General features: G+C 37.4%; 28 protein-coding genes and 2 pseudogenes. 25 read left to right on the plus strand and 5 right to left on the minus strand.

Annotated features, from left to right (window positions below):
- Nucleotides 1-102 precede the first annotated feature (102 nt).
- Complete coding sequence (locus tag LDX58_RS06565) at nucleotides 103-834, plus strand: hypothetical protein (RefSeq protein WP_227936055.1); 732 nt, start codon at nucleotides 103-105, stop codon at nucleotides 832-834.
- A gap of 225 nt (nucleotides 835-1,059) precedes the next feature.
- Here the strand turns inward: LDX58_RS06565 and selD are convergent, their stop codons facing one another.
- Nucleotides 1,060-2,109: a selenide, water dikinase SelD gene (gene selD, locus LDX58_RS06570; RefSeq protein ID WP_265416589.1), complete on the minus strand. Its 1,050-nt coding sequence runs from the start codon at nucleotides 2,107-2,109 to the stop codon at nucleotides 1,060-1,062.
- Nucleotides 2,110-2,286: 177 nt separating this feature from the next.
- Here selD and LDX58_RS06575 point away from each other — a divergent pair.
- The 4 genes and pseudogenes from LDX58_RS06575 to LDX58_RS06585 form a co-directional block, all read left to right on the plus strand.
- Nucleotides 2,287-2,478, plus strand: a pseudogene (locus LDX58_RS06575) (Rdx family protein); the annotation flags it as partial.
- Between the two features lie 234 nt (nucleotides 2,479-2,712).
- The gene (locus LDX58_RS26395) at nucleotides 2,713-3,045 is read left to right on the plus strand and encodes a hypothetical protein (RefSeq protein WP_308017471.1); all 333 of its coding nucleotides are present in this window, start codon (nucleotides 2,713-2,715) and stop codon (nucleotides 3,043-3,045) included.
- Nucleotides 3,035-3,948 (plus strand): annotated as a pseudogene (gene selA, locus LDX58_RS06580) (L-seryl-tRNA(Sec) selenium transferase). Before LDX58_RS26395 ends, selA begins: the two are co-directional and overlap by 11 nt.
- Nucleotides 3,949-4,002: 54 nt before the next feature.
- Nucleotides 4,003-4,500 carry an acyl-CoA thioesterase gene (locus LDX58_RS06585; protein ID WP_227936058.1) on the plus strand — a complete coding sequence of 166 codons (498 nt, stop codon included), beginning with the start codon at nucleotides 4,003-4,005 and terminating at the stop codon, nucleotides 4,498-4,500.
- Between the two features lie 210 nt (nucleotides 4,501-4,710).
- Here the strand turns inward: LDX58_RS06585 and LDX58_RS06590 are convergent, their stop codons facing one another.
- Complete coding sequence (locus LDX58_RS06590; RefSeq protein ID WP_227936059.1) at nucleotides 4,711-4,848, minus strand: small acid-soluble spore protein P; 138 nt, start codon at nucleotides 4,846-4,848, stop codon at nucleotides 4,711-4,713.
- Nucleotides 4,849-5,238: 390 nt separating this feature from the next.
- Entirely contained in the window at nucleotides 5,239-5,370 is a 132-nt protein-coding gene (locus LDX58_RS06595) for a small acid-soluble spore protein O (RefSeq protein ID WP_227936060.1), read from the minus strand.
- A 290-nt stretch (nucleotides 5,371-5,660) separates the two neighbouring features.
- Between LDX58_RS06595 and acnA the strand changes: the two genes are divergently transcribed.
- The 6 genes from acnA (at nucleotide 5,661) to LDX58_RS06625 (ending at nucleotide 10,503) form a co-directional block, all read left to right on the plus strand.
- Nucleotides 5,661-8,378 carry an aconitate hydratase AcnA gene (acnA, locus tag LDX58_RS06600; protein WP_227936061.1) on the plus strand — a complete coding sequence of 906 codons (2,718 nt, stop codon included), beginning with the start codon at nucleotides 5,661-5,663 and terminating at the stop codon, nucleotides 8,376-8,378.
- Nucleotides 8,379-8,513: 135 nt separating this feature from the next.
- Nucleotides 8,514-8,657, plus strand: a complete 144-nt coding sequence (ypzF, locus tag LDX58_RS06605) for a protein YpzF (protein WP_227936062.1) — start codon at nucleotides 8,514-8,516, stop codon at nucleotides 8,655-8,657.
- Nucleotides 8,658-8,744: 87 nt separating this feature from the next.
- The gene (locus LDX58_RS06610) at nucleotides 8,745-9,446 is read left to right on the plus strand and encodes a DUF421 domain-containing protein (protein ID WP_227936063.1); all 702 of its coding nucleotides are present in this window, start codon (nucleotides 8,745-8,747) and stop codon (nucleotides 9,444-9,446) included.
- Nucleotides 9,447-9,503: 57 nt separating this feature from the next.
- Nucleotides 9,504-9,644: an FbpB family small basic protein gene (locus LDX58_RS06615; protein ID WP_227936064.1), complete on the plus strand. Its 141-nt coding sequence runs from the start codon at nucleotides 9,504-9,506 to the stop codon at nucleotides 9,642-9,644.
- A 47-nt stretch (nucleotides 9,645-9,691) separates the two neighbouring features.
- A complete protein-coding gene (locus LDX58_RS06620; RefSeq protein ID WP_227936065.1) occupies nucleotides 9,692-9,838 on the plus strand; it encodes an acid-soluble spore protein N in 147 nt (48 codons plus the stop codon).
- A gap of 206 nt (nucleotides 9,839-10,044) precedes the next feature.
- Entirely contained in the window at nucleotides 10,045-10,503 is a 459-nt protein-coding gene (locus LDX58_RS06625) for a VanZ family protein (RefSeq protein WP_227936066.1), read from the plus strand.
- A gap of 166 nt (nucleotides 10,504-10,669) precedes the next feature.
- On the opposite strand, the gene LDX58_RS06630 is transcribed toward LDX58_RS06625, so the two are convergent.
- The gene (locus LDX58_RS06630; protein WP_227936067.1) at nucleotides 10,670-11,314 is read right to left on the minus strand and encodes a TVP38/TMEM64 family protein; all 645 of its coding nucleotides are present in this window, start codon (nucleotides 11,312-11,314) and stop codon (nucleotides 10,670-10,672) included.
- A 368-nt stretch (nucleotides 11,315-11,682) separates the two neighbouring features.
- On the opposite strand from LDX58_RS06630, the gene LDX58_RS06635 reads away from it, so the two are divergent.
- The 12 genes from LDX58_RS06635 to LDX58_RS06690 all read left to right on the plus strand — a co-directional run bounded on the left by LDX58_RS06635 (nucleotide 11,683) and on the right by LDX58_RS06690 (nucleotide 21,908).
- The gene (locus LDX58_RS06635; protein ID WP_227936068.1) at nucleotides 11,683-12,273 is read left to right on the plus strand and encodes a copper resistance CopC family protein; all 591 of its coding nucleotides are present in this window, start codon (nucleotides 11,683-11,685) and stop codon (nucleotides 12,271-12,273) included.
- The gene (locus tag LDX58_RS06640; RefSeq protein WP_227936069.1) at nucleotides 12,273-13,886 is read left to right on the plus strand and encodes a CopD family protein; all 1,614 of its coding nucleotides are present in this window, start codon (nucleotides 12,273-12,275) and stop codon (nucleotides 13,884-13,886) included. Before LDX58_RS06635 ends, LDX58_RS06640 begins: the two co-directional genes overlap by 1 nt.
- Nucleotides 13,887-14,011: 125 nt before the next feature.
- Nucleotides 14,012-14,437: a DMT family transporter gene (locus LDX58_RS06645; RefSeq protein ID WP_227936070.1), complete on the plus strand. Its 426-nt coding sequence runs from the start codon at nucleotides 14,012-14,014 to the stop codon at nucleotides 14,435-14,437.
- A 179-nt stretch (nucleotides 14,438-14,616) separates the two neighbouring features.
- Entirely contained in the window at nucleotides 14,617-14,856 is a 240-nt protein-coding gene (locus LDX58_RS06650; protein WP_308017473.1) for an EamA family transporter, read from the plus strand.
- A gap of 45 nt (nucleotides 14,857-14,901) precedes the next feature.
- Nucleotides 14,902-17,238, plus strand: a complete 2,337-nt coding sequence (locus LDX58_RS06655) for an AAA family ATPase (RefSeq protein ID WP_227936071.1) — start codon at nucleotides 14,902-14,904, stop codon at nucleotides 17,236-17,238.
- 18 nt (nucleotides 17,239-17,256) lie between these two features.
- Nucleotides 17,257-17,688 carry an acyl-CoA thioesterase gene (locus tag LDX58_RS06660; protein ID WP_227936072.1) on the plus strand — a complete coding sequence of 144 codons (432 nt, stop codon included), beginning with the start codon at nucleotides 17,257-17,259 and terminating at the stop codon, nucleotides 17,686-17,688.
- Between the two features lie 62 nt (nucleotides 17,689-17,750).
- Nucleotides 17,751-17,987: a small acid-soluble spore protein Tlp gene (gene tlp / locus LDX58_RS06665; RefSeq protein ID WP_227936073.1), complete on the plus strand. Its 237-nt coding sequence runs from the start codon at nucleotides 17,751-17,753 to the stop codon at nucleotides 17,985-17,987.
- A 188-nt stretch (nucleotides 17,988-18,175) separates the two neighbouring features.
- Nucleotides 18,176-18,487 carry a hypothetical protein gene (locus LDX58_RS06670; RefSeq protein ID WP_227936074.1) on the plus strand — a complete coding sequence of 104 codons (312 nt, stop codon included), beginning with the start codon at nucleotides 18,176-18,178 and terminating at the stop codon, nucleotides 18,485-18,487.
- 51 nt (nucleotides 18,488-18,538) lie between these two features.
- Nucleotides 18,539-19,369 (plus strand): NAD(+) synthase, encoded by an 831-nt coding sequence (gene nadE / locus LDX58_RS06675; RefSeq protein ID WP_227936075.1) that lies wholly within the window; start codon nucleotides 18,539-18,541, stop codon nucleotides 19,367-19,369.
- An 87-nt stretch (nucleotides 19,370-19,456) separates the two neighbouring features.
- Nucleotides 19,457-19,954 (plus strand): DUF4352 domain-containing protein, encoded by a 498-nt coding sequence (locus LDX58_RS06680; protein WP_227936076.1) that lies wholly within the window; start codon nucleotides 19,457-19,459, stop codon nucleotides 19,952-19,954.
- Nucleotides 19,955-19,968: 14 nt separating this feature from the next.
- Nucleotides 19,969-20,826 carry a PHP domain-containing protein gene (locus LDX58_RS06685; protein ID WP_227936077.1) on the plus strand — a complete coding sequence of 286 codons (858 nt, stop codon included), beginning with the start codon at nucleotides 19,969-19,971 and terminating at the stop codon, nucleotides 20,824-20,826.
- Between the two features lie 590 nt (nucleotides 20,827-21,416).
- Nucleotides 21,417-21,908 carry a YajQ family cyclic di-GMP-binding protein gene (locus LDX58_RS06690; RefSeq protein WP_227936078.1) on the plus strand — a complete coding sequence of 164 codons (492 nt, stop codon included), beginning with the start codon at nucleotides 21,417-21,419 and terminating at the stop codon, nucleotides 21,906-21,908.
- Between the two features lie 298 nt (nucleotides 21,909-22,206).
- Here the strand turns inward: LDX58_RS06690 and LDX58_RS06695 are convergent, their stop codons facing one another.
- The gene (locus LDX58_RS06695; protein WP_227936079.1) at nucleotides 22,207-22,878 is read right to left on the minus strand and encodes a reverse transcriptase-like protein; all 672 of its coding nucleotides are present in this window, start codon (nucleotides 22,876-22,878) and stop codon (nucleotides 22,207-22,209) included.
- Nucleotides 22,879-23,068: 190 nt separating this feature from the next.
- Between LDX58_RS06695 and metA the strand changes: the two genes are divergently transcribed.
- Together metA and LDX58_RS06705 are read left to right on the plus strand one after the other, a co-directional pair.
- Entirely contained in the window at nucleotides 23,069-23,992 is a 924-nt protein-coding gene (metA, locus tag LDX58_RS06700) for a homoserine O-acetyltransferase MetA (protein ID WP_227936080.1), read from the plus strand.
- A gap of 403 nt (nucleotides 23,993-24,395) precedes the next feature.
- Nucleotides 24,396-25,613 (plus strand): EAL domain-containing protein, encoded by a 1,218-nt coding sequence (locus tag LDX58_RS06705; RefSeq protein ID WP_227936081.1) that lies wholly within the window; start codon nucleotides 24,396-24,398, stop codon nucleotides 25,611-25,613.
- Nucleotides 25,614-25,907 lie beyond the last annotated feature (294 nt).

Here is a 25,907-nt window from a genome sequence, read left to right on the forward strand (position 1 = left end):
TGTACGTTTTGGGACAAAAAAATAGATCCTTTGTCATAGGGGGAATATGTTAAAATATCGATTGATTATCAGTTTCCCAGTCGAGAAAGGGAGAGGAGAAAAATGATGCGACAAAAACACCTACGAACAAAACTAAATCAAGTCGTCAAAACAAAAGCGTCAGTTAATAAGGCTATTAAAATAGTTAGTCTTCTTATTGGAATGGTTCTTGTATTTACGATTGTCCAGCACGATCTATTATTTAAATTGTTTGTTGTCCTTTTTTTAATGGGAACAGCCTTTTTCTTAAATAAAAAGGTAAATATGTTAAAGGATAGCCATAAAGAAGAGGGTGGCCCACCGGTTGTAGAAGAAATAGCGGATCAGCACACAAGGATTTTTGAAAAGACTGTAACCGAGAAAGAAGAGCAACTAGAAAAAATTGATTTAGATCGTACGCAAATGCTTGAGGAACTATTTACAAAAGCAGAACTAAATGAACGAGAAAAACAAACGTATTTAGAAAGAATTAAGCAGAAAGAGTCAGAGCGCTCTCATATCATGCAAGATCTGATGATTGTGAAAGGCAAGTTGCAGCAAGCTGTGCTTGAAACGAAGAAGTATTTTGTCAAAGCAGATCCGATGAAGGAAATAGCGGCCTCTATTGAAGTGAAAAATATTGAAGGAGCATCTATCGCAACGCTGAATAAGAGAGTTCAAGCTGTTATTTCTTCATCTTTATCAGAAAATACGATTGAAGCATTGCTCAAAGCAAATTTTGTTGATGAAGAATTTAATTTAACTCGCTCTGGTTATAAAGCATTACTCAAAACGGCACAAAAAGACGCAGAATGATATAGTAGGGTAGGGAAATAACCGCTTAGGCTAAACACCTAAGCGGTTATTTTTTAAAAGGTAAGGGAAGGGTTTTAATAAAGAATTAAAGCCAATTCGAAGGTGACAGTGGCTTCACACGCTTGCTAAGTTTAATAACAAGAACCCCACTGTCATTAAATTTAAAAAGATAAGAAGCGGTCCCGCTTATTGCTTCTAAAAAGACGGTTAGTTCCATTTTTTTTCTTATTTTACAGCGATTGATTTGTCTGATTTTTCGCTTACACTTCCAATGATCGTTGCGTGAGCACCAGCTTGATGCATGGAAGCAACATATTGATTAGCTTCATCTGGAGGGAAACTTACAAGCAAGCCGCCAGATGTAATCGCATCACAGAGAATGCTCTTTTCAACAGCGGTAATCGTCTCGGAGTAATCGACACAACCTTCAAGCCAACGCTCATTCGCTTTAGAACCACCTGGAACAATGCCTTGTTCAGCTAATTCGCGGGTCCCATCAAGCATCGGAATGTTATCGATTTGAATTTCGAATGTAACGTCACTTCCTTTTGCCATCTCGTAACTATGACCAAGAAGACCAAATCCCGTAACGTCTGTAACTGCATTTGGATGTAATCCTTCTAGTTTTTCAGCAGCTAGTTTATTCAAAAGGGCCATTGTTTCGGTAACAGCTTGCTCTTGTTCAGCTGTGACAGCAGAACGCTTAATACCAGTTGTTAAAATTCCAACACCAATCGGCTTTGTTAGAACGAGTAGATCACCTGGTTTTGCTCCAACGTTTTTAAAGATACGGTCGGGATGAGCAAGTCCTGTTACAGATAAACCAAATTTAGGTTCTTGGTCATCTATCGAGTGTCCACCGACGATAATAGCGCCAGCTTCTTTAGTTTTATCTGCTGCACCACGTAAAATATCTGCTAGAATTTCTGGTGGTAACTTTGTGATAGGAAAGCCGACGATATTCATGACAGTCGTTGGTTTTCCGCCCATCGCATAAACATCACTTAAAGCATTTGCAGCAGCAATTTGACCAAACATATAAGGATCATCGACAACGGGAGTGAAGTAATCAACCGTTTGAATCATGGCTAAATCATCAGTGAGACGATAAGCCCCTGCATCATCAGATGTATCTAATCCGACAAGTAAATTTGGATCGTGCGTTTGTTTAGGTAAATGACGCAAAACTTGCGCCAGGTCTTCAGGACCAATTTTACAGCCTCAACCAGCTTTTGTTGAGAATGAAGTTAAGCGGATTTCTTCTTTTTTGTCCAACCGGGACACCTCCTATATCTTTCAATGGGAACACATTTAGTGTGCCTATTACATGCATTTTTTTTGCATCCTTCATTGTCTTATCCTACAATATAAGTGAAAACATTGTAAAGGAGATTGAATTGCATGGAATATAAAGTTTCAGTTGAATTTTGTATGATGTGAAATTATGCACCAAAAGCCGTGAGTGTCACGGATGAGCTACTTGATCACTTCCGCGGGAAAGTGAAAGAAGTAAACCTTATTACTGGTAAGGGTGGAGTTTTTGAAGTTACTGTAAATGGTGAAAAGATTTATTCTAAGAAGGAGACAGGGAAATTCCCTAGCTCTAAACATCTTATTGGAAAAATGGAACAAATGAATGCATAAATGAGGGTGAGTCATTGATCTGACCTTATTAGAGTGTTCTTAAGATGGACATTTAGTTAGGTCAGGTATTTTTATCAACGCCCTCTTATAAAATGAAGGGTGGTCAATCAAGGTGAATTCTCTGTTGAGACAATGACCTGCGATTCATGAGTTAAAGCAGGATCAACGATTTATAAGGTTGCAAGAACAAGATCAGGTTTCAGGACAAGCTAACGGAGTGGTTGCAAGAGGCGGTTGCTGATATTAGGCAGGGAATCCTTTGCACAAAAAGAACAGCTAAACAGAGTTGGCATTGAGGATGCCATTTTTTTAAGCATATCAGAGCGTCTGAGTCATCACTGCACTTATAAGCTAAGACGAGTAATCAATGGAACAGGTACTGTGTTACATACGAATCTTAGTCGAGCAAGGCTCAGTGAAAAGGCCATTCGTCAAGTGATTGAAACAGCCTATTCCTATTCAAATTTAGAATATAACTTAGAACTAGGCAAAAGAGGATCCCGTCATGATCTAATTGAAGAGTTAGTGAAGGAAACGACGGGAGGGAGAAGCTGCTATGGTCGTTAATAACAACGCAGCAGCTGTATATCTCGTATTGAAAGCTTTAGCAAAGCAAAAAGAAGTGATTGTTTCGCGTGGGGAACTTGTTGAAATCGGAGGTTCTTTCTGTGTTTCTTCGATTATGGAGGAGAGCGGTGCCAAGTTAATTGAGGTAGGAACAACGAATAAAACGCATTTGTATGACTATGAACGAGCGATTACGGATGACACCGCTATGATCTTGAAGGTACATACAAGTAATTTTAAAATCATTGGATTCACAAAAGAAGTTCCGATTTCAGAATTAAAGCCTTTAGTAAATGAGCAGGAGCTGATTCTTTACGAAAATTTAGGTAGTGGTGCGATCTATGACCTTAAAAAAAATGGGATTGGTCAAGAGCCGACGGTTTCTAAAGCTTTGCAAAAAGGAGCTGATCTTGTAACATTTAGTGGAGATAAACTTTTAGGTGGCCCGCAGCAGGCATCATTGCCGGAAAGAAAGAAAGAAAGAAAGAATGGATTGATCGCTTGAAAAAACATCAGTTACCCAGGGTATTACGCGTTGATAAAATGACGTTAGCTGCGTTAGAGGCCACATTAAAAGAATATGCTAATGAGCCAACGGTCAGCAGTAAGCTTCCTACCCTACGATCTATATTATTATCTAAAAAGGACATTCGACGTAAAATGGAAATGTTTCTTTCTGATTTGTCTCCATTTTGGACAATAAAGATAGAGGATGGTGTGTCTCAAGTGGGCGGGGGAACGATGCCGGAAGTGAAGCTTGATACGGAGATTTTACTTGTTTCTAATTCAGCAATAAAAGCACAAGACATGCATGAAAAACTAAGGAATGGTGTACCTGCTGTCGTTTCACGAATCATTGATGGAAAAATAGCTCTTGATTATCGAACAATCGAAGAAGAATAATTTGTTGACTTACATAAAAGACTTCAAGAAATTGAGCAGGAGTTGAGATAACTAATGGATGGGAAAAATTCATCAGAATCAAGGACGGTTTTAACCGATCTCGTGCTTCCTCCGGATACAAATTATCACGGGACAATTTTCGGTGGAAACGTCATGGCCTATATTGATAAAGTTGCGAGTATTTCAGCAATGAGACATGCTCGTACTATGGTTGTCACTGCATCAAGTGACAGTTTAGATTTTATTTCACCTATAAGAACTGGAGAGGCTATCTGTGTAGAAGGATATGTTTCTTATACTCGAAAGACATCGATGGAAATTTTTGTTAAGGTCGAAGCGGAAGATCTTTTAACGGGCGAGCGTCGACTAACAGCGACTTCTTATTTAACATTTGTTGCTCTTGATAGCGAAGGGAAGCCAACGGTAGTACCGCCAGTTCTACCAGAGACGGATGACGAAAAATGGCATTATGAAAATGCAGAGGAACGTTTTCAACAAAGAAAGAAGCGAAGAGATCAACGATTGGAGCGGCAAAACAAAAAGGCTGACTAACTTTCAGTGTAAGGGGGGACTTGGACAAGCTTCTTTGCAACGATTACATGAAGCTAAATGTTGTTTTTTTATCGTACTAAGATTTTAATTATCCGGATTTTATCCTACCTTGTAGTCACCCTTAACATTTTTTCGGTTGTAAAGAAAATGCAACCGAAGTGGACCTTGTCCATTGCGGTTGCACTAAATTCTTAATGTGCTTCAAAAAATTTATCCTTCTCCGTCAGTTTGTCCCACTTGGTTGCGTTTTTTTACCTTTTTAGATCCGCTTAACGGTTCTGGTTGTCCGGAACGAGCATTTTTTGGTTGGTTTCTTCGTTGGTCTTTGGATGTATTATGTTCTGTCATTTTAGAATCCCTCCTCGATTGTAGTATGGCAGTAAATACGGGGAGTATACGTATATTCATAGTGGTTTAACACATGATAAAGTGAAGCTTATTTTAGGGGGCTGGATGGTTAGCCAATTTCCGATAAAAAAGGCAATTTATGCTGCTCGAAAAAGCAGGAGGGAAAATAAATAGTAATGTTGCGATCTTGAAGGTTGATCATAAAAAAAAGGAAGAAACGTATTTCAAGTGACTTAACGAACTGAAGTCATGAAATACCCTCTTGAGTTCATTGAGGGTGCTTAAAAAGTTCTTTTTAGCAGATTCAAGAAGCGGCAATGGCTCCACACGTTGCTTAAAGACCACTGAAAAAGGTGAAAATCCTATCTTTTTCAGTGGCCTCGAGTTCATTTACTGGCGTTTTTTTGTTCTTTTATTATTTTGGCGTTCCATTTCTGTTAATGGCTCATTTAAGGGTCTTTTTTGATCTTGTTCTCCTTCTAGCACTCGCTTATCTTTCTCATGTGACCTTTGCTTAGTCATTTTAACACCTCCCATCTCATACTTTTTGTTCCAAATACTCGTATTATGCAAAATTTATAGTGGAAAAAGCGTCTGCTGATCGTTTTTTAATCCTGATCTTGGTAAAAGTTTATGTGAAACAATAAAAAAATATATTTATTCTTTACTGAACTTTTGCTATTCTATAAAGGGACTGTTTTTGTCGATTCAATTAAGCGCTTTCTAAGTGGTTAAAAGCGACGGGGGAGTCGATCTGTTTAGACAATCTCGACAGTTTAAGGTATATTAGTCTTGTGAAGGAGGGGTTACATATGTCAAAGAAAAACGATGTATACAAGGCACGATCATCCTTTTCTCTGGATGGAAAAACAATTAATTATTACTCATTACAGGCTTTAGAAGATGCAGGTTTAGGTGATGTATCAAAACTACCATATTCAATTAAGGTGTTACTAGAATCCGTTCTTCGTCAATATGACGGCTATGTCATCAAGGAAGAGCATGTAGAAAACTTAGCGAAGTGGGGAACAGATGAACTGAAAGAAATTGATGTTCCATTCAAACCTTCTCGTGTTATTCTTCAAGATTTCACTGGAGTTCCTGCAGTGGTTGACCTTGCTTCATTACGTAAAGCAATGGCTGACCTTGGTGGAAACCCAGATCAAATCAACCCTGAAATTCCTGTTGATTTAGTTATTGACCACTCTGTACAAGTTGATAAAGCGGGTTCGCTTGATTCACTTAACTTTAATATGGACCTAGAATTCCAACGTAATGAAGAGCGTTATCAGTTCCTTAGCTGGGCAAAGAAAGCTTTTGATAATTATCAAGCTGTTCCTCCAGCAACAGGAATCGTCCATCAAGTTAACCTTGAGCACATTGCAAATGTTGTTCATGCTATTGAAAAAGATGGTGAAACGGTTGCCTTCCCAGATACACTAGTTGGTACGGATTCACATACTACTATGATCAACGGTATTGGTGTACTTGGTTGGGGTGTTGGTGGTATTGAAGCTGAAGCAGGAATGCTTGGACAACCATCTTACTTCCCAGTTCCAGAAGTTATCGGTGTAAAGCTAACAGGTACACTAGCAACTGGGACTACAGCAACTGATATTGCTTTAAAAGTTACTCAAGTATTACGTGAGAAAAAAGTTGTCGGTAAATTCGTCGAATTCTTCGGACCTGGTCTTGCGGAAATGCCGCTTGCTGACCGTGCAACCATTTCAAACATGGCACCTGAGTATGGTGCAACTTGTGGTTTCTTCCCAGTCGACGTAGAAGCACTAAACTATATGCGTTTAACAGGTCGTTCTGAAGAGCAAATTAAGCTTGTTGAAGCTTATTGCAGAGCAAATGGATTGTTCTATGTAGCTGGCGAAACGGCTGATCCAACTTATACGGATACAGTTGAAATTGATCTTAGCGAAATTGAAGCAAATCTTTCTGGTCCTAAGCGCCCTCAAGATCTTGTTCCACTTTCTGGTATGCAGAAATCTTTCCGTGATGCAGTAGTAGCGCCTCAAGGAACTCAAGGTTTAGGACAAACAGAAGCAGAATTTGATAAAGAAGTTGCTGTTAAATACAAAGATGGTCGCGAAACAACAATGAAAACAGGTGCTATTGCAATTGCTGCGATTACTAGCTGTACCAACACTTCTAACCCTTATGTAATGATTGGGGCAGGTCTTGTTGCGAAGAAAGCAGTGGAACGTGGACTTGAGGTACCTGAATTCGTTAAGACATCTTTAGCTCCTGGTTCTAAAGTTGTAACAGGCTACCTTACAGATTCTGGGCTTTTACCATACATGGAAAAGTTAGGTTTCCATTTAGTTGGTTACGGCTGTACAACATGTATTGGAAACTCCGGACCTCTTGAAGACGAAATTGAATCAGCTATTGCAGAAAATGATTTAACCGTTACATCTGTCCTATCAGGTAACCGTAACTTTGAAGGACGTATTCATCCTTTAGTTAAGGCAAACTATCTGGCTTCTCCACCACTTGTTGTAGCTTATTCGCTTGCAGGTACAGTGGATATAGACTTACAAAATGATTCACTTGGTAAAGACCAAGACGGTAAGGATGTTTACTTCGCAGATATCTGGCCTACTGCTGATGAAATTTCGAAAGTCGTTTCTGAGACTGTAACGCCTGAGCTATTTGCTCGTGAATATTCAAATGTATTTGACAGCAATGACCGTTGGAATGATATTGAAACAACGGATGACGCGCTTTACAAGTGGAATGAAGATTCTACTTACATCGCGAACCCGCCTTTCTTTGAAAATCTTTCACCAGAACCTGAAGATATCAAGGCATTGTCTAACCTACGTGTGATCGGTAAATTTGGTGATTCAGTAACAACTGACCATATCTCACCAGCTGGTGCAATTGGTAAAGACACTCCTGCAGGGAAATACTTGATTTCTAAAGGCGTAGAGCCAAAGGATTTTAACTCATACGGTTCACGTCGTGGTCACCACGATGTTATGATGAGAGGTACATTTGCAAACATTCGCATTCGTAACCAAATCGCTCCTGGTACAGAAGGTGGAGTCACAACTTACTGGCCAACTGGCGAAGTGATGGCAATCTATGATGCTGCAATGAAATACAAAGAGCAAGAAACAGGCCTAGCTATCTTAGCTGGTAAAGATTACGGTATGGGAAGTTCACGTGACTGGGCTGCTAAAGGTACAAACCTTCTTGGCATTAAGACAGTTATTGCTGAAAGCTATGAGCGTATCCACCGTAGTAACCTTGTTCTTATGGGTGTTCTTCCACTTCAATTCAAGGATGGCGATAACGCTGAAACACTTGGATTAACAGGAGAAGAGTCATTCTCTGTAGCAATCACGAATGATGTTCAACCTCGTGAAATGGTTCAAGTTACTGCAACAGATAAAGATGGCAAGCAAACGAATTTTGAAGTCCTTGTTCGCTTTGATAGTGAAGTGGAAATGGATTACTACCGTCATGGTGGTATTTTACAGATGGTACTTCGTAACAAGCTTGCTAATAAATAAGAAAAAACTTCATCCCTTTTGGGATGAAGTTTTTTTGTTTTACACATCCAAATATGAAAAATTATAAATTCATTTATATTGAAATGAAAGTTGCACATCCTAAAACAGATTAATAAAGAATAGGAGGTAATTCAATTGGGAAGACAAAAAAAGGGTAATGCTAATGCTCAAAGAAATAACAACGCTAAAAAACAAGGGAAAGACAATCATCCAGAGACTGGATTTGAATCTTATGCAGAGCGTGAAGCTGAAAAAATGAATCGAAATCAACATTCATAAATTGTGTAGCAACCAGGTCTAAAAAATTTTAGACTTGGTTCGTTGTTTAGAACAGTTAGAAAGAGAGGCAGAACGGAGGGGATTAAGTTGTTTGATTTCTGGCAAGGTGCTGAAGGTTTACCTGTTTACGGCTATATGATTCGAGCAGCTATTGTTTATTTTTATATTTTTTTAATCGTTAAAGTGCTAGGGCAGCGCTCGATGAGTTCGATTGATGCGCTTGATTTTATCTTTGGTGTAGTTATTGGAGATATACTAGGAGAACCATTAACAGATGGAGAAATTCCCCTTGCAGGACCGGTTGGAGCCGCAGCAATGATAGCGGGACTTCATCTTTCATTAACGATTTTAGCATTAAAAACGCCACGTTTCAGACGAGTGATTGAGGATGAGCCTGTTATTTTAATGAAACACGGTAAAATCTTGCATAAAGAATTAAGAAAAGCCAAGATTACGCTTGAAGCTTTTCTCATGGACCTTAGGCAAAATAACGCAACTGATTTATCTGAGGTAGATTATGCGATCTTAGAAATGAATGGTTCGGTTAGTGTGATAAAAAAATCAAATTATGAAAGTGTAACTTTAAATGATCTAGAAAAAAACGTTCCATCAAAAGGATATACGTCAGTTTTAATTGAAGATGGGCGCATTATTGAAGCGAATGTAGAAAAGTTTGGTTCGCTTGACTGGCTAAGGGAACAAATTCAAACAAAGGGCTTCGCCAATCCAAAAGAAATATTCGTTATGACTATTGATGAATCAGGTCAAATCTACGTAAGTCCAAAATAATGTATAAAAACACTTCTTTTTGAACATAATGGTTTAAAAGTAAAGGAGTGTTTTATCATGAGAAGAGTCAGAAAATTATCATTTGAGGAATTAGTTAAAGAAAATAGAGAAAAGTTAATGAATGATAAAGAAGCTCTAGATCGACTTGAAGAGCGCTGGGAGCAAAGAAGATCGTCTGTTAACAAAATAGAGATGTGAATAAAATTGCTCTTTAGAGGTAACCTATTAGTAGGGAGGGGTTACTTATGAAAAGCAATAGCACAAAGTCAAATTTCGCACAATTCCGTCCGGACCATCTTGGGACGCAGCCCGTCAAATCAAGGGCAAACAACGGAAAGAAAATGGCACAAAAAAGTAACGAACAACCTGATTATGTACCTCCTAAAGGATAAATAAATTTCAGCCCTGAAGCCAATCGAGCTTCAGGGTTTACTAAATTTTCAAAAAGTAAAAATCGAGATGAAATCAACTCTGTAAACGTTTTCTCTTCAAAGTTAGTTATATAAAATAAAGTTGTCGATTGAAAATGCTTGTCATACAAAGCAATTAACGGAATAATAAAGAAAAGTGATGTCATGCATGAGGAGGTAGGGGAGACATGAGACATCGGCAATTATTTCGTAAATTTTTGTTTTTGGTGTATTTAACTGCTTTATTTTATGTTACTTTATTGGCTTGGAATTACGGAGCTTCACTTGGCCCAGTTGGTCCTGGGGGGAGAAATTATAATTTTATTCCGTTTCGTAGCATATACCGAATAGCGGTATTTAGTCCGACGATCAGTGATCCTATTCGTATTTTGGTTGGAAATGTTGTTTTGTTTATGCCGCTAGGATTTCTTATCCCATCTATTTGGGTTAAATGGAGACGGGTTGTCTATATAATAGCAATTGGTTTTTGTCTGTCTCTTTTTATTGAAGTGAGTCAATTTTTATTTACTTATAGAGTTGCAAACGTGGATGATGTTATTTTAAATACAGTTGGTGCAACGATTGGATACATGATTTTTTCTATTATTTTTAGGTTGATGAAGCGGATCGTATACATTCGTACATAAGAATTAAGTTTATCGGACGACAATTAATTGATTTTGAGACTTAAAGTCGTAAGTGACAGGAAAAGAGACTAAATCTAACTTAAGATTTGGTCTCTTTTCACCCTATATACAATAACATACTAATGTTAATTGCCTGTATTTTTGGGCCAGCTTTTAAACCCTTAAATTAATGAGATCCACCTTTACCTTTGTTTATAAGGGTAAAGTGATTGAACAGTTTGAAAGCATAATAAACAACTAATAAGAAAATCCCATAAAATATTGTTAGAAAAAGCAAATCATTTGGGTTGTTCACGATCGAATTACCAACAGTCGCAAATAAAATCATAGCCGGTATTTTTCCTAATGAGGATGCAATGGTGTAACGAATAAAAGAAACACGACTTAAAGCCGAATAGATATTGATAATGATAGATGGAATCACTGGAATAAGTCTTGTTAAAAAGATGGTCATAAACGCATTTTGTTCAAACATTTTTGTGATCTTAGAAAGTCGATCATATTTATACAGCCATTTCTTGCCCCAATCCTGATAGCCGTAACGGACGAACGCAAACATGAGAACGGACGCTAATGATGAGCCTAACCATATTACAAGACTTCCTGAAATAGGTCCGTAAGCGGCTCCAAGAATCCCGCCTATGATCGGATACGGAATAATAGGAAATAAAGCGAAAAAGGTTGCTAGCATGGCTGTTACCAACATATAGTCGGTACCACCTTGACGAATCCAATTTAATAATGATTCACCGTAGAGATACATAAAGAGAGCAATTAATAAATAACTTAGCAATACTAAACCTTTCCTCATTTGATCCTTCCTTTCTACAAGGGCACTTAAAAAAGGTACGATTTTCACCTTTTTTTCAGTGCCCTTTAAGCAATGAGTGGAACCGTTGCTTTGTTTTAAAGTCTGCTATGAGTGGGTTTCTCATAGCAGGTGCGCAACGTGTGGAGCCATTGCTGCTTCCTCGAATCTGCTAAAAGGTTTTTTTCAGGCCCTTTCTTTCTACAAGTATTATTCTCTCATAAATTTGCAAAGTTGTCCTACTCGAGTTTGCGTCACTTCTAGTTGCCAAGAGTACCTTATTTTAAATACCTGTATGGGAATTAAGTGGTGGGAGTATTCATGAAGAATTAAAAGAGTAATTCTTTTCGTAGATAGGGTTATCTGTTAAAATGATAAAACAAAGTGGATTAGTTGGAAAAGGTGATGAATTGAGTAAATATATTGGATTGCTTTTTATTTTTTTGTTATTAATACCAGTGCCTATTAGTGCGCATTCTTATTTGATAGAATCGAACCCCGCTGAGGGCGATGAAGTTACAGAAGCTGTTAATGAAATTATTCTTATTTTTAATGCAGCTATTGAGTCTGTCAGTACGGCAACCGTTTTTAATCTGGAAAATGAAGAGATTGCAATTGAAGAAATCGAGGTAGAAAGTCCTGTATTAAAACTTAGTCTAACAGATCCATTGCTACCTGGTAGCTATACAGTAGAGTGGAGAGCACTTGGTGAAGATACCCATCAAATAGAAGGAAGTTATTCATTTGAGGTCCTAGAATATGAAGTAGTTGATGCTATAGAAGAAAAGCCAGATTTAAAAGACTCAGTCGAGTTTGACGATGAAAGAAACGAAGAAATACCCACTCGAGAAGAAGAGGCTGTGGTAGAACCTTCTTTAGGTCGATTATTACTGCCTATCCTTATAACAGGTGCTATTGGGTTGATTTTTCTAGTTGAATTCATCATTAAGAGGGCTCGTTAATGCTTTTATCAATAGCAAACGTAACCCTCTATATTTGTCTGTCAATTGTAACTGGCTTCTTTTTACTCAGAAACATATCTGAAGCTAGACGTCCAGCCATTCATATACCCCTTCAGCTTATTAAATGGTTGATCATTATGATCCCTATTTTACTCTTAGTCCCTGTAGTTCGAGTGACATGGACGATTTATTCTGGATTTTCTGTTCCGTTGTTACAATCTATTCGTACCGTTTTCTTAGAATATTCTGTAGGGCAAGCATTTTTAGTTGCAGTCATCATAGTGATTGGATTACTGGTTTGTCTTTCATCTAATAAAAACTGGATCAATAGTGTTGCTTTGGCTGAGGTTTTTCTTCTGATAGTGATGTCCAGTTGGTCTAGTCATGGTACATCGGTTGCTGGCTGGTTTGGATTTTTAGGTAATTCTTTGCATTTATTGGCAGTATCCGTTTGGGTGGGGACGTTATCAGTTGTTGGCTGGTTCTCTCGCGAGTGGAATGACCCTAATCGTTTTTTTCAGTGGTTTTCAGTGACAGCAGGTGCAGCAGTCATCATCATTATTGTTTCTGGTTTTATGCTGATGGCTTCGATCGTACCCGAATATGTTCAAGCATGGTTGCTTAACTACGGTCAACTCTTATTCATTAAACATTTAATGTTCTTGCCTTTGTTAGCTTTTGGTTTCCATCACCTGTTACTTGGATTCCAAAAAGTAAAACCGGCGAAAAATGATCGTGTGAAACGTTCGTTCCGGGTCGAATCTATTATTGCATTTATTATTTTCTCAATTTCGGCTGTCATGACAGAACAAACTCCTCCACATGTGGTCGCTCAAACTTTGCAAACCGAAAAGATATCGTGGTTGATGCAGTTCTTTATCGGTAATCAATTAGGAATTGGAAGAATCGATTTTACGATTTCGATTTTCACTGTTTGTATGGGTGTCATTGCCATTATCTTGTTTATAATAGCAATGCGTGCATTGATACGATCGCATCAACATCTGAAATCGACTTTATTTTTTCTTTTTAGCGTTGTTGTGCTTTATTTAGGTGCAATGCTCAGTGTTGAAATTGGTTTAGATGAACGTGATGAGACGGTTTTCACAACGATTGAAAAAGCGATCTCACAAACATACGATTCAACAGTAGACATCAAAATTTTAACCACCGAATATCAAGAAGAAGAAGAAGTATATGTAGTTTATACTGTTGATTCTACTGATTTAGTCGCTGAAAAATTAATTCAAGTTGAAGGCGGTTATATGAGACTACCAACTGCCATGCTTACGATTGGCGGTACGTCAGTGATCGATGAGCGACAAAAAATTCGAACATTTCGTGTGAAAAGTGGTAATTGGCATAAAGAAGATTTTGAATATACGTATGTCACATTTGGAATGATTAGTGAGCCGGTTGATGTTGCTCGTGTTCAGATCCATTATGAAGGTGGTTCGTATATTGCTCAACTTGAAAAAGATACGTTTATCAATGTCGTCTCAAGTAATGAAAAATGGGCAGACCAACACCCTATTGACTTCCTTGCTGAGGATGGCCAGTTGATTGAAACATATGCAAGAAATGTAATGGAAGAAGGAGTGTACTGCCATTAAGGCAGGGGCTCCTCTCTTTTTAGTGCCTATTTCGATACTCGAAAAATAAAGGGGGAAGAAGGCTTTAGTGGGGATAGAAAGAAACGATAGATGATTTATAGGATGTTAACACTTTCTACAAGCACGTGGGGGAGTGCTTTGATCCCGCAACGATTTCTTTCTTACGTTTTTTTGGTGCAGCTCTTTTGTTATTTCCAATTATGTGGATAGTGGAGAAGGACATTCCTAAAATCACCAAAAAAGATTGGTTGTTATTTGCTCTCCTCGGCCTGACTGGTATTTCGATGTATAACATTTGTTTCTTTTTGGCGAGTAAATATGCACCAGTCATCAAAAGTTCGTTGTTCATTGGGGCAAACCCAATGTTAATTATGCTTCTATCTGGATTATTACTAAAAGAAACGATCACAAAGAGAAATATTATTGGACTTCTCCTTGCATTTTCAGGTGCTGTGATCATTATCACCGAAGAAAACATCATCGTTTTATTCAGATTTCAATTTGAACTAATTGATCTTATTTTATTGGGAGCGCTTGTTTCTTGGGCTTGATACAGTGTAATCGGTCGGGTGGTTTTAGAAAAGCTCAGTTCAATTGTATCTACTACATTTGCAGTAGGATTTGGTACGCTTTTTTTAATGCCCTTTTCTATATTTGAAAAACCATGGGAGAGCTTAGGGTCTAGTACTCTTCCAAGCCCTGGTTAGCAATAGCGAATATGAGCGTGTTTGTGACGGTCGTCGGATTTATTCTATACTATTATGGTATTCAAAAAATAGGGGCTGCAAAGGCATCCATTTTCATTAACTTTATGCCGGTATCAGCTGTGATTATGGCAACCATTTTCTTAGGAGAAGCGCTAACGATTGCGACGTTGGTTGGTGCCGTTTTTGTTGTAACTGGAGTATATGTTGGAACATCGATAAAACGTCAAAAGAGAATAGTCACAACGCATGCAAAGGCCGGGTAAGCGTGATAGAATGAGGAACGTGATGGTTGGAAAGTGAGGCTAAGCATGTTACAGGAAACATGGACAGTTGAAAAAATAGAATTATGGTTACAGCGAGTTTCGTCTGGAGAGGAGCGTTTCCAAGAAGGAAAGGCGTGGGAACTCCTTGAGCTGCTTGAGGAAAGCGACGATGCGAACAAGCGGGTAGTTCCGAATAAATCGGTGCTTTTATCGATGCTTGCAAAAGCTCGATTTGAAAGAGTTGGAAAGGTCGATCATTTAGTAGACCGATGGTTGAATGAGGCATTAAATTCTGATCCTGCCAATGCCCTAGCTCACCAATTAAAGGTAAATGAGTTCCTGCACTTTCTTAAGGCGATTCCAATACCAGATAAATTCCCGCCAATTCGTGAAACGGACCATGGTTCTGCTAAGAAGATAACAGCAAGTGAGTACGAGCAAATAGCTGAACGGTTTTTTGTGTACGTGGAGACATACGAAAATCTATGGAAGGATGTAAAATCATCTCTTCCATATGTTGAAGATGTCGATCAAGTACAAATGATAGATACGATCTCTTATTTAATTGTTAGGTTTCAAGATCCATTTAAGACTATTTTAAAAGCAACGAAGGAGTATGCTGATTCGCTGACAGGAGTTTATTATTCAGCATCACAATTTCAGGAAATAACGAAGTCGACGAAACAGATTGAACAATTAATGAATGAATGGAATGATGAGCTTTTTTCCTCCAAAGTGACGCAAAACGATGTAACTGCGCTGGATGAATTGCAGAACATGGTTGGCCTTGAAGGGGTGAAAGAAAGAGTAGAGAAGCTTTATCAGTTCCTTCACTATCAACAAGAACGTGTGAAACAGGGTTTTCATACAAAAGACGGTATCAATCTACATATGATCTTACAGGGTAATCCAGGTACAGGAAAAACACATCTTGCTCGTTTAATTGCTAAGATTTATTTTGAGTTGGGATTACTAGAACGTGATGAAGTATATGAGATAGATCGATCACAACTAGTAGGTGCTTTTGTTGGACAAACAGAAGAGAATACACTGAAGGCGATTGAAAGAGCAAAAGGTGGAGTATTGTTTATAGATGAAGCTTATACTTTACGAAGGGCTGGCGCTGCAGGTAATGATTATGGTCAAACTGTAGTTGATACTCTTGTATCAGCGATGACAAGTGGTCAGTATGCGGGGACATTTTCTGTTATTCTTGCTGGCTATCCAGAAGAGATGAGAACTTTTTTACGAGCAAATCCAGGACTTAGAAGTCGTTTTCCCGAACAGAACCAAATTGAAATTGACGATTACTCCGTTGACGAGTTACTTGAAATTGGTGAATTAGTCGCTATTGAAAATGATTATTTACTTACTTCAGAGGCGAAGAAAGAATTTGTTAAGCGAATTGAAAATGCAAAGGTTGATGAGTCTTTTGGGAATGCCCGTGCAGCGAAATCCATCATCCTAGATGCGATCTTTCAAAAAGGAGCGCACATGTCACTTGAGAATCCTCAAGCGGATGACTTTGTTTTATTGGAAGCGGAAGATTTTAAAGAAACCAATCACCATATTGAAGAAAAAACTGCTAGAAGTGAGTTGGAGAATCTAATCGGACTTGAACAGGTGAAAAAGCAAGTTACACAATTTACGTCATTTGTTCGGATTCAGCAATTACGAAGGGAAACTGGCTTACAAACGTTACCTCTTCAAGTTCATTCCGTTTTTACGGGCAACCCAGGTACTGGAAAGACAACGGTCGCTAAATTGTATGCTAAGTCTCTAAGGGAAATAGGCTTATTGAAGCGGGGGCATTTAATAGTTGTAAGTAGGGCAGATTTAGTAGCTGGATATGTTGGACAAACAGCACAGAAAACAAAAGAAAAAGTGAAAGATTCCCTTGGTGGGGTTCTATTTATCGATGAGGCTTATTCTTTACTGTCTGCTGGGCCAGGGGATTTTGGTAAAGAGGTTATTAATACACTCGTACAAGAAATGACCGAACATGAAGAAAATTTGGTTGTCATTTTGGCAGGATATACGAAAGAAATGAATGCGCTTCTAGAAAGTAATCCCGGTCTTCACTCGCGTTTTAAAAAACATATTCAATTTGATGATTATTCAAAACAAGAGTTAATTGAAATCATTGAAAGACGTGCGGAACAAACGGGGTATCGTTTTACATCAGAAGCAAAAGAAGTATTATCGCAAATGGTTTCAGAGTCAGGTCACAAGGCGAATGGCCGTTATGCTGTCGATCTTTTTGAGGAACTTATTCAAATTCAAGCTTTCCGTTTAGTTGAATATGAAAAACTTGAACCAAAACAATTAGCTACAATTGAAAAAGAAGACGTACAATTATTAGTTTCAACAAAGCGACAATAAAACTTAGGGGGAATTCGAATGTTCGTTTCAAAAAGGGAAATTCAAATTTTATACGCAGATACGGATATGATGGGTGTTATTTACCATGCTAACTACTTAAAATATTTTGAGTTAGGTAGAGGTGGATTTATTGAAGATGTTGGCTATAGTTATATCGAAATGGAAAACTCAGGGTATTATGCTCCTGTTTATAATGTACAAGTTACTTACAAAAAACCAGTTCGGTATGGTGATTCAGCTTTTGTGAAAACGTGGGTTGAACTAAATGATGGAATTAAAACGGTGTATGGATATCAAATTGTTAATGGTCAAGATGAGATTTGTGTAGAAGGAACGACTACTCATATTATCGTGAAAAAAGAAACGTTTAAACCAACAGCTTTTAAAAAAGCTTTTCCAGAATGGTTTCAAAAATATGAACAAATAAAAAAAAGTAAATTTAGTGAATAAGCTCTGCTCTGTTATCCATACTAAGCTTGCGCAAGCGACTTTATGGATAAGGGGTAATGAGAATGGCAAAACCAGATAACCGTAATGACAATGTTGAAAAGCTGCAACAAATGAAAGAGAATACAGAGCATAACATTGAAGCTGCAGAGGAATCTGTAGCTCACACGGATATGAAAGATGAACAAAAACAACATATAAAAGAAAAAAACAAACAGCGTGTTGAAAGCATTCAAGGTTTTGAAGCTGAAATTGCAGATGAAATGCAAGCACGTAAAAATGGTTATCCAGACGAAAAATAGAAAAAAGCTGTTGAGATGTGTAACTCTCAACAGCTTTTTTGTTTAAATTCCTTTGAATAAAGGTAGAAGAAGTTTAGAGGCCTACATGCTTGTTGACATCAAGACCATTATAAAAATAAGGACTATCAAATGTAAGTAAGAGAGAACCTATGCTATAATCGAACAAATGAAAATGGCGGGGGATTGGAATGGCATTTGGCATAAATAGATCAATGTTGAAAGAGTGGAAGGCAGCAGCTAACCAAGGGGAAATTGCTTTCTTAACTCATTATTGGCTCGATGATCGCTTTCCTGATTGTACGACGGTGACAAAGGTGGCTTGCTCTGATCGGGATAAGTTAGTTCGGTGGGGAAATCAATATGGTTTAAGAGCTGAATGGATTCATGAACGAGACGGTTATCCTCATTTTGATCTGCTTGGAGAGTGGCAGGAAAAAATTTTAAGAAGTGAAGGCAAAATAAAGCAACTTACGAATCTAGTCCGTTGCTTCCAACAATAACCCGTTTCTTGTTATAATAAAGGTACATATAAATGTGAGGGAGGAAATAACATGTTAATAAATCAAGCTGCTATTATTTCAGATCTGAATACGAAACCAACCATTGATCCTAGACAGGAAATTCGTCAACGTGTTGATTTTTTAAAAGACTATTTAATACATTCTGGTGCCAATGGATACGTACTAGGCATCTCTGGTGGACAAGATTCCACATTGGCCGGAAAATTAGTACAAACGGCTATTAATGAATTAAATGAGGAAAAAAAGGAAAAGGTGTTTTCTTTCTATGCTGTGAGATTGCCATACGGACAGCAAAAAGATGAAGAGGACGCTCAAGATGCTATTGAATTTATTAAACCAACACAAGTAGTAACCGTTAATATTAAAGGGGCTGTTGATGCTTCTGTGGAGGCATTTAGTGCAGCAACTGGTGGAGAACAACTATCTGATTTTAACAAAGGAAACACGAAGGCACGGGAACGAATGAAGGCTCAATATGACTTAGCAGCCCATTTCGGCTGTCTTGTCATTGGTACAGATCATGCAGCTGAAGCAATCACTGGTTTTTTTACAAAACATGGTGACGGTGCGTGTGATCTTGCTCCACTATTTGGATTAACTAAAAGACAAGGAAAAGCTCTGCTTATGGAACTTGGTGCACCAAAGCACCTCTATACAAAAGTGCCAACAGCTGATTTAGAAGATAGTAAACCTGGTTTGCCAGACGAGGTTGCTTTAGGGATGACGTATGAACAATTAGATGATTACCTTGAAGGGAAAACGGTCGATCCTGCCATTGCAAAAAAAATCGAAACTCGTTATGTGAACACAGAGCACAAACGCCAAACACCAGTCACGGTTTTTGATTCGTGGTGGAAATAAGCTGTCATAAACAGCCTCCTACCATCATAACTTAATTCGAGTGTCTTCTAAGTATGTTCATTAAAACACTGGTTAAGGAGAGAGATGATGAAAGGGAAAGTCGTTCTATTAGTAGGTTTAAGTGCATGTCTGATGGTTCTTGTGGGTTATAATGTATTTTATTTATTTGAAACAGGAACCTCCCAAGCACAAACGGTTATAAAAGACTTATCAAATGATGATGTTCGTGAAATAGGCGGGATTGAAATTATATTAAATGAAGTTCGTGTTGATTCTGTCTTGGAAGAAGAGGGAAATCAAGTTTTAATTGTTGACATAGAACTTAAAAACGTTAGAGAGACGGTTTATGAATTTTCATCATATAAACTAACGTTAGTCGATGAAGAAGGATTTGCTCATAGTATGGACACATCAATTGAAACAAAAGGTATTCTTGGAGGCCAACTCCATCCAGGAAGAACAAACCGTGGTGAAATAGCATTCGTTGTCCCAATTGGATCAGAGTATGAGCTTGTGTATACGGATCATTTAAGAACAGGACAAGTTACATGGCAAGTATCAGTAGATACAAGTATCAGTAGATAAGGGATGAGAAGGTAATGACAGCAAACAAAAACAGTGATCTTCATATGCACTCTACGGCTTCAGACGGTGGCTATTCACCGTCTGATTTAATGAAAAAGTGCAAAGCAGTGCAGCTTGAGATCGTATCGCTAACCGATCATGATAATGTTGACGGGATTGAAGAAGCCATTCGAACCGGAGAGGAACTCGGGATTCAGGTAATCCCAGGTATTGAGTTTTCGACGAAATACAAAGGGAAAAGTGTTCATATATTAGGCTATCAATTTGACTATAAAAATAAAGAATTACAAATCATGCTCGAAAAGCAAAAGCAACTTCGGAGAGAGCGATTGGATACAATTATTGAAAAACTAGAACGGATTGATTTAAAGATCAAACCTGAACAAGTGATTAAACATACAGATGGCGGCAGTATTGGTAGACCTCATGTTGCAAAGGCATTAATAGATGCTGGTTATGTGGAAGATGTCGCAGATGCCTTTGAACTTTATTTAGCCGAAGGGAAGCCTGGGTATGTAGAAAAGTCAAAAGAAATGTCGGTTGAAGAAGCCATTAATTGGATTCATCGGACAAACGGAATCGCGATTGTTGCCCATCCAGATTATTATCATGTTGATGATGATTTAATTCACTGGGTCCGCGATTGGGGACTTGATGGAATTGAGGTTTATCACCGAGATCATGACGAAGAAGCGGTTAAGCGTTATGAAGCTATCACAGATTTGATCGAGAGAGAGCTAGGGAAAACTCTATACAGAACAGGTGGTTCTGATTTTCATCACGAAGAATATGGTCGAGTTCGAGAGCCGTTAGGGGATACAAGGCTTTCAAATCACTTGGCTCATCAATTGTTGACTAAACAAAGATCATAAGCACTAAAAATTAGTGTCGGTAAGTGAAGAAATAACACAGAAAGTCAAGTGTAAAATCGTAAAGGTTTTACACTTGACTTTTTATTGTTTTATTTGTGTTTGGTAAAATAATTAGCAAGGACACTCTTATATGCGAAAGCTGTGGTCACTTGCTAAATTAGTTTGCTATTTGAGGATTGAGTAGTCAGTAAGTACGAAGCCCTTCATAGCCGACCCCCAAATAAATCAAAAAAGAGGAAAACCGGTCGTTAATAAGCATGAATAACGACCTACAAACGAAAAAAGAAGGAAACCTGGTCGTTAATAAGCATGAATAACGACCTCAAAGCGAAAAAAGAAGGAAACCTGGTCGTTAATAAGCATGAATAACGACCTCAAAACAAAAAAAGAGGAAAACCGGTCGTTAATAAGCATGAATAACGACCTCAAAGTGAAAAAAGAGGGAAACTGGTCGTTAAAAGGCATCAATAACGACCTCAAAACAAAAAAAGAAGAAAAACTGGTCGTAAATTAAAGGAATAGGTCTGTTTAGTTGAAGCGTTTGTTTTTTTTACCTATAATAAAGGAAATAATAACCTGGAGGGTTAACCATGGCAAAAGAAAGTTCATTTGATATTGTTTCTAAAATTGATATGTCTGAAGTAACAAATGCTGTTACGATGGCGACAAAAGAAATTATTACGCGTTATGATTTTAAGGGCAGTAAAAGCAGCATTACGTTCGAAAATGAAGAACTTGTGTTAGTTTCTGATGATGAGTATAAGTTGGAGCAATTAAAAGACGTGCTGATCAGTAAATTAATTAAGCGTGATGTATCCATTAAAAATTTAGACTATGGTAAATTAGAAGGTGCATCTGGTGGAACGGTTCGCCAACGTGCGAAATTAATTCAAGGCATTGATAAAGAGCATGCAAAAAAGATTAACACCATTATTAAAAATAGCGGAGTAAAAGTAAAAAGCCAAATACAAGACGATCAAATTCGTGTTACTGGCAAAAATCGTGATGACTTACAGGCCATTATAGCTGCGATAAGAGGGGCAAACCTAACAATTGATGTGCAGTTTATTAATTATCGGTAAGGTAGTACTCTTACAATATACATAATAAGGTTGAATTTTAGGGCTAAATCTCATTGGATTTAGTCCTAAAATAGTTGGTTCGCGTAATAAAATAAAACTTTCTCATTAATATCTAAATCAAAGACTAGGCTAGTTAGTAATTACAAGATAATACATTAAATACTAATGAAATATGTAGATGATGAGCGATTTACAAAAATATTGAACAGCATGAAGATGTCTTAGCTTCATATGAAAAATGCGATGGTATTCTACGTACAAGATTAATCGATATATTTAAGTGGAACAGATAAGAGGCTCAATCGAGTGAGCGTGTCATTTCAATAATCGCTTCAATTTTTGTCCCCTCAAGGGCTTGAGTTGCGAGCTGATCGGCTTCTTTATTCAGACTACGATCGATTAACTCATATTGAAGAGTTAAGCCTAACTTAGTAGTAAGCTGATCAATCCGATTAAACCACTGTAAATAATGTTCTTCATAACATGGCCATTCTCCAGAAGCTTGATTAACGACAAGCATAGAGTCAGAATAAACAGTGATCGCTTGATGATGTACTTCCAATTCTTCTAACTGTCTAAGTAAAAGGTAAAGAGCTGCATACTCCGCTTCATTATTATCTTCAAGGAGATCTAAGGTATCGTTAAACCGTAGTCGCCAATTTTTGTGATTTTGCTTATAATAAATTGCTAAACCGATACCGGCATTTTTCGATTCTTTGTTAAATCCTCCATCGATATAACCTTTAACATCATGGGGTTCCGTTTCAAACTGCTTTAGAAATTTTGTAAGTTCTTTCTTTGTCCAGGTAGTATCGTGTTCGTCAAAAAACTCAATGTTTTTGAGTCGTCCTGTTTTTTCTAAGTCATCACTAAGCATAAGAGCATGAGCAACGGACATCCATTCAGACTTCATAAAAAAAGACTGTTTCGTTTTTAAAACGTGATAATGCCATTCTAATCTAATTTTCATAGTCAACCAACCCTTTATATAGATTAATTAATTGCAGAATTGTTTGTTTCATGATAAGTTAAATTATCGAAATGTTATGTTCTTTCACAAGATATGTTGTATGATATCAATCATATCATAAAATAGTATGACGATACGATGGACTTTACATACTATTAGTTTGAAACTTGAACAAAGGAGTTAATGTTCTATGCCTATTAAAATCCCTGATCATTTGCCCGCAAAAGAAATATTAAATGCGGAGAATATATTTGTTATGAACGAGAGTCGAGCTTATTTACAAGATATTCGACCATTGAAAATTGTCATTTTAAATTTAATGCCAATAAAAGAAACAACGGAAACTCAACTATTACGTTTATTAGGGAATAGCCCGCTGCAAGTAGAAGTATCATTTTTATATCCCAATACACATGTTTCAAAAAATACATCACATGAACACTTGCATAGTTTTTACAAAACATTTGATGAAGTAAAGACGATGAAATTTGATGGAATGATTATTACGGGAGCACCAATTGAAATGCTTGAGTTCGAAAGCGTAACCTATTGGGAAGAACTTCAAGAAATTATGAATTGGAGTGTGGATCAAGTAACCTCTACCTTACACATTTGTTGGGGAGCTCAAGCTGGGTTATATCATCATTACGGGATTAACAAATATTCGTTAGGCGGGAAGATTTTTGGTGTTTTCAATCACACAATTGAAAAACAAAATGTGAAATTACTTAGAGGTTTTGATGATGATTTTTTAGCTCCTCACTCACGTCATACGGATGTCCGAAAAGAAGACATTGAACAAGTGAACGATCTCGAAATCTTAAGCATGTCTGATGAAGCCGGTGTCTATATAGTGGCATCAAAAAATGGTAAGCAGATTTTTGTGACAGGTCATTCAGAATATGATGTATCAACATTACAAGAGGAATATGAAAGAGATTTGGAAAAAGGGTTGAATATACAATTACCATATAATTACTTCCCGAAAAATAATGAGAAACTACCGCCTCGATTAAGATGGAGAGCGCATTCAAATCTTCTGTTTTCAAATTGGTTAAATTATTATGTTTATCAAGAAACTCCATATGATCTTGGAAACCATTCGCAACGTTAGGACAATTTTTAGTCCTGGTTTATTTGAAGGAAAAACGTTTGGCCTAAGTGGACCAAATGTTTTTCCTCTTGTTATGAGATCTGTCCTGCTTCAGGCTTTACACCATATTCCTCATAGTCCCATTCAGCAAGATAATCTACAAATGTAGGATCCCATTGAGTTCCTTTTCCTGCTAGTAAGAATTTATTGAGTTAAACGTTGTAGTTCTTTTAAAACGGGCTCTATGGCGACAGACGTCTTGAAAAACTATAGACAGATTATAGATATGAAAAAAATAAATAATAGGATGTCTCATCTCTTCATTTTTAATCAGCTATGATATAATAAGATTGCTATTATGAGCGGAATGCTACTGTTAGACAGATGAAAGACGTCTACGTCTTAGTCAGTAGGAGGTGGAGCAATGGATCCTTTAGACGTTATGATGAATAAAGATCAAGTAATCCCATTCTTTCAACCTATTTTCAGTGCTGATAAACAGCTTGTCGTTGGGTTTGAGGTTCTTGCGAGAATGAAAACGGCCGAAGGTATAGAAAGTTTAGGTTGGTTTTTTCAAGATAAAAGCATTCCTGATGAATATCGAATGGAATTAAATGATCATATTCAAAAGCTAGCACTTGATGCTTATATAGAAACAGATCAATCTACTATTCTATTCTTTAATTATGATGCTTCTCTTTTTGTTAAGGATAATGGCGAAACCTTTTTAAAACTGATAGAACCATATCAGAAAAAGGGCTTAAAATCGCAACAGATTGTATTGGAATTAAAAGAAGAAGATTTAATTGAGTACGTGGATGAACATAGGCATCTCTTTTATTACATTCAGAGCTTAGGATTTAGATTAGCTATTGATGATGTTGGCCATAATGGCAGCAATTTAGATTTAATCGCTAAGTTAAAGCCGAACATTGTGAAGGTTGACGTGACCTTTATGGAAGATGAGGAATTGCCTCATCTATACTCTGAAGTACATCAGTCATTATCGATGCTCTCGAGGAAAATAGGAGCAACATTGCTTTTCGAGGGGATTTCTACTTTCAATCAGCTTAATTATTCATGGAGAAATGGTGGTCGTTATTATCAGGGCTATTATCTAGAATCACCGAACCCGACGTTCGTGGATGTTTACTGTTGTAAAGAAAAAATGCAGAAGCTGTTCCACCACTTCATTGTCTATGAACGAAAAAAAATGGAGGCTCAATTTACATTAACAAACAATCTTAACCTCCAGTTAAAACAGACTATGAAACAAATTAGATCAGAAGATACCTATGATGAGATGATTAAAACCGTAGCTAAGGATTTGAATCGTTATGCCTTCCGTATTTACGTTTGTGATGCAGAAGGATTTCAACAATCGTCTAACCTGGAGAAGGATACGGCAAATGAGTGGAAGCTTATTGAAGAAGGACGCTTTAAAAACTGGAGTTGGCGTCCGTATTTTCTAGAAAACATCGTCAGGATGAATATTGAAAAACGAGGATTTTTATCAGATCTCTACACAGACATTGAGCGCGATGAACGAATTAGGACGTATTCATATCCAATAACGGATAATTTATTTTTATTTCTGGATATTCCATATGAGTATCTGTTTGAGCAAGAGGGCTTATTGTGAAGTATCGGTCTGATCGAAGTTGGAGAATTATCCAAAAGAGGTCAGACCTTTTCATTTTATTTGGAGCACATGAATAGCAAATTAAGGAGACGAAAGGATTACCTAATAAATAATATATGTAGAATTTAAACAAGGGAGTTATCTATGGGTAATAAATCTGTTTATCATTTAATGGCCTATCTCTTTTTTGCGCATTCCACGATAACCATCATAAATGGATATATACCCATTTTCTTTAAGGACAGGGATTGGCAGGATCGCAAGTCGGTATGTTAATGGCCATTGGTCCATGCG

The sequence above is a fragment of the Alkalihalobacillus deserti genome, assembly GCF_020734105.1.
GTDB classification, from domain to species: Bacteria; Bacillota; Bacilli; order Bacillales; family Bacillaceae_D; genus Halalkalibacter; species Halalkalibacter deserti.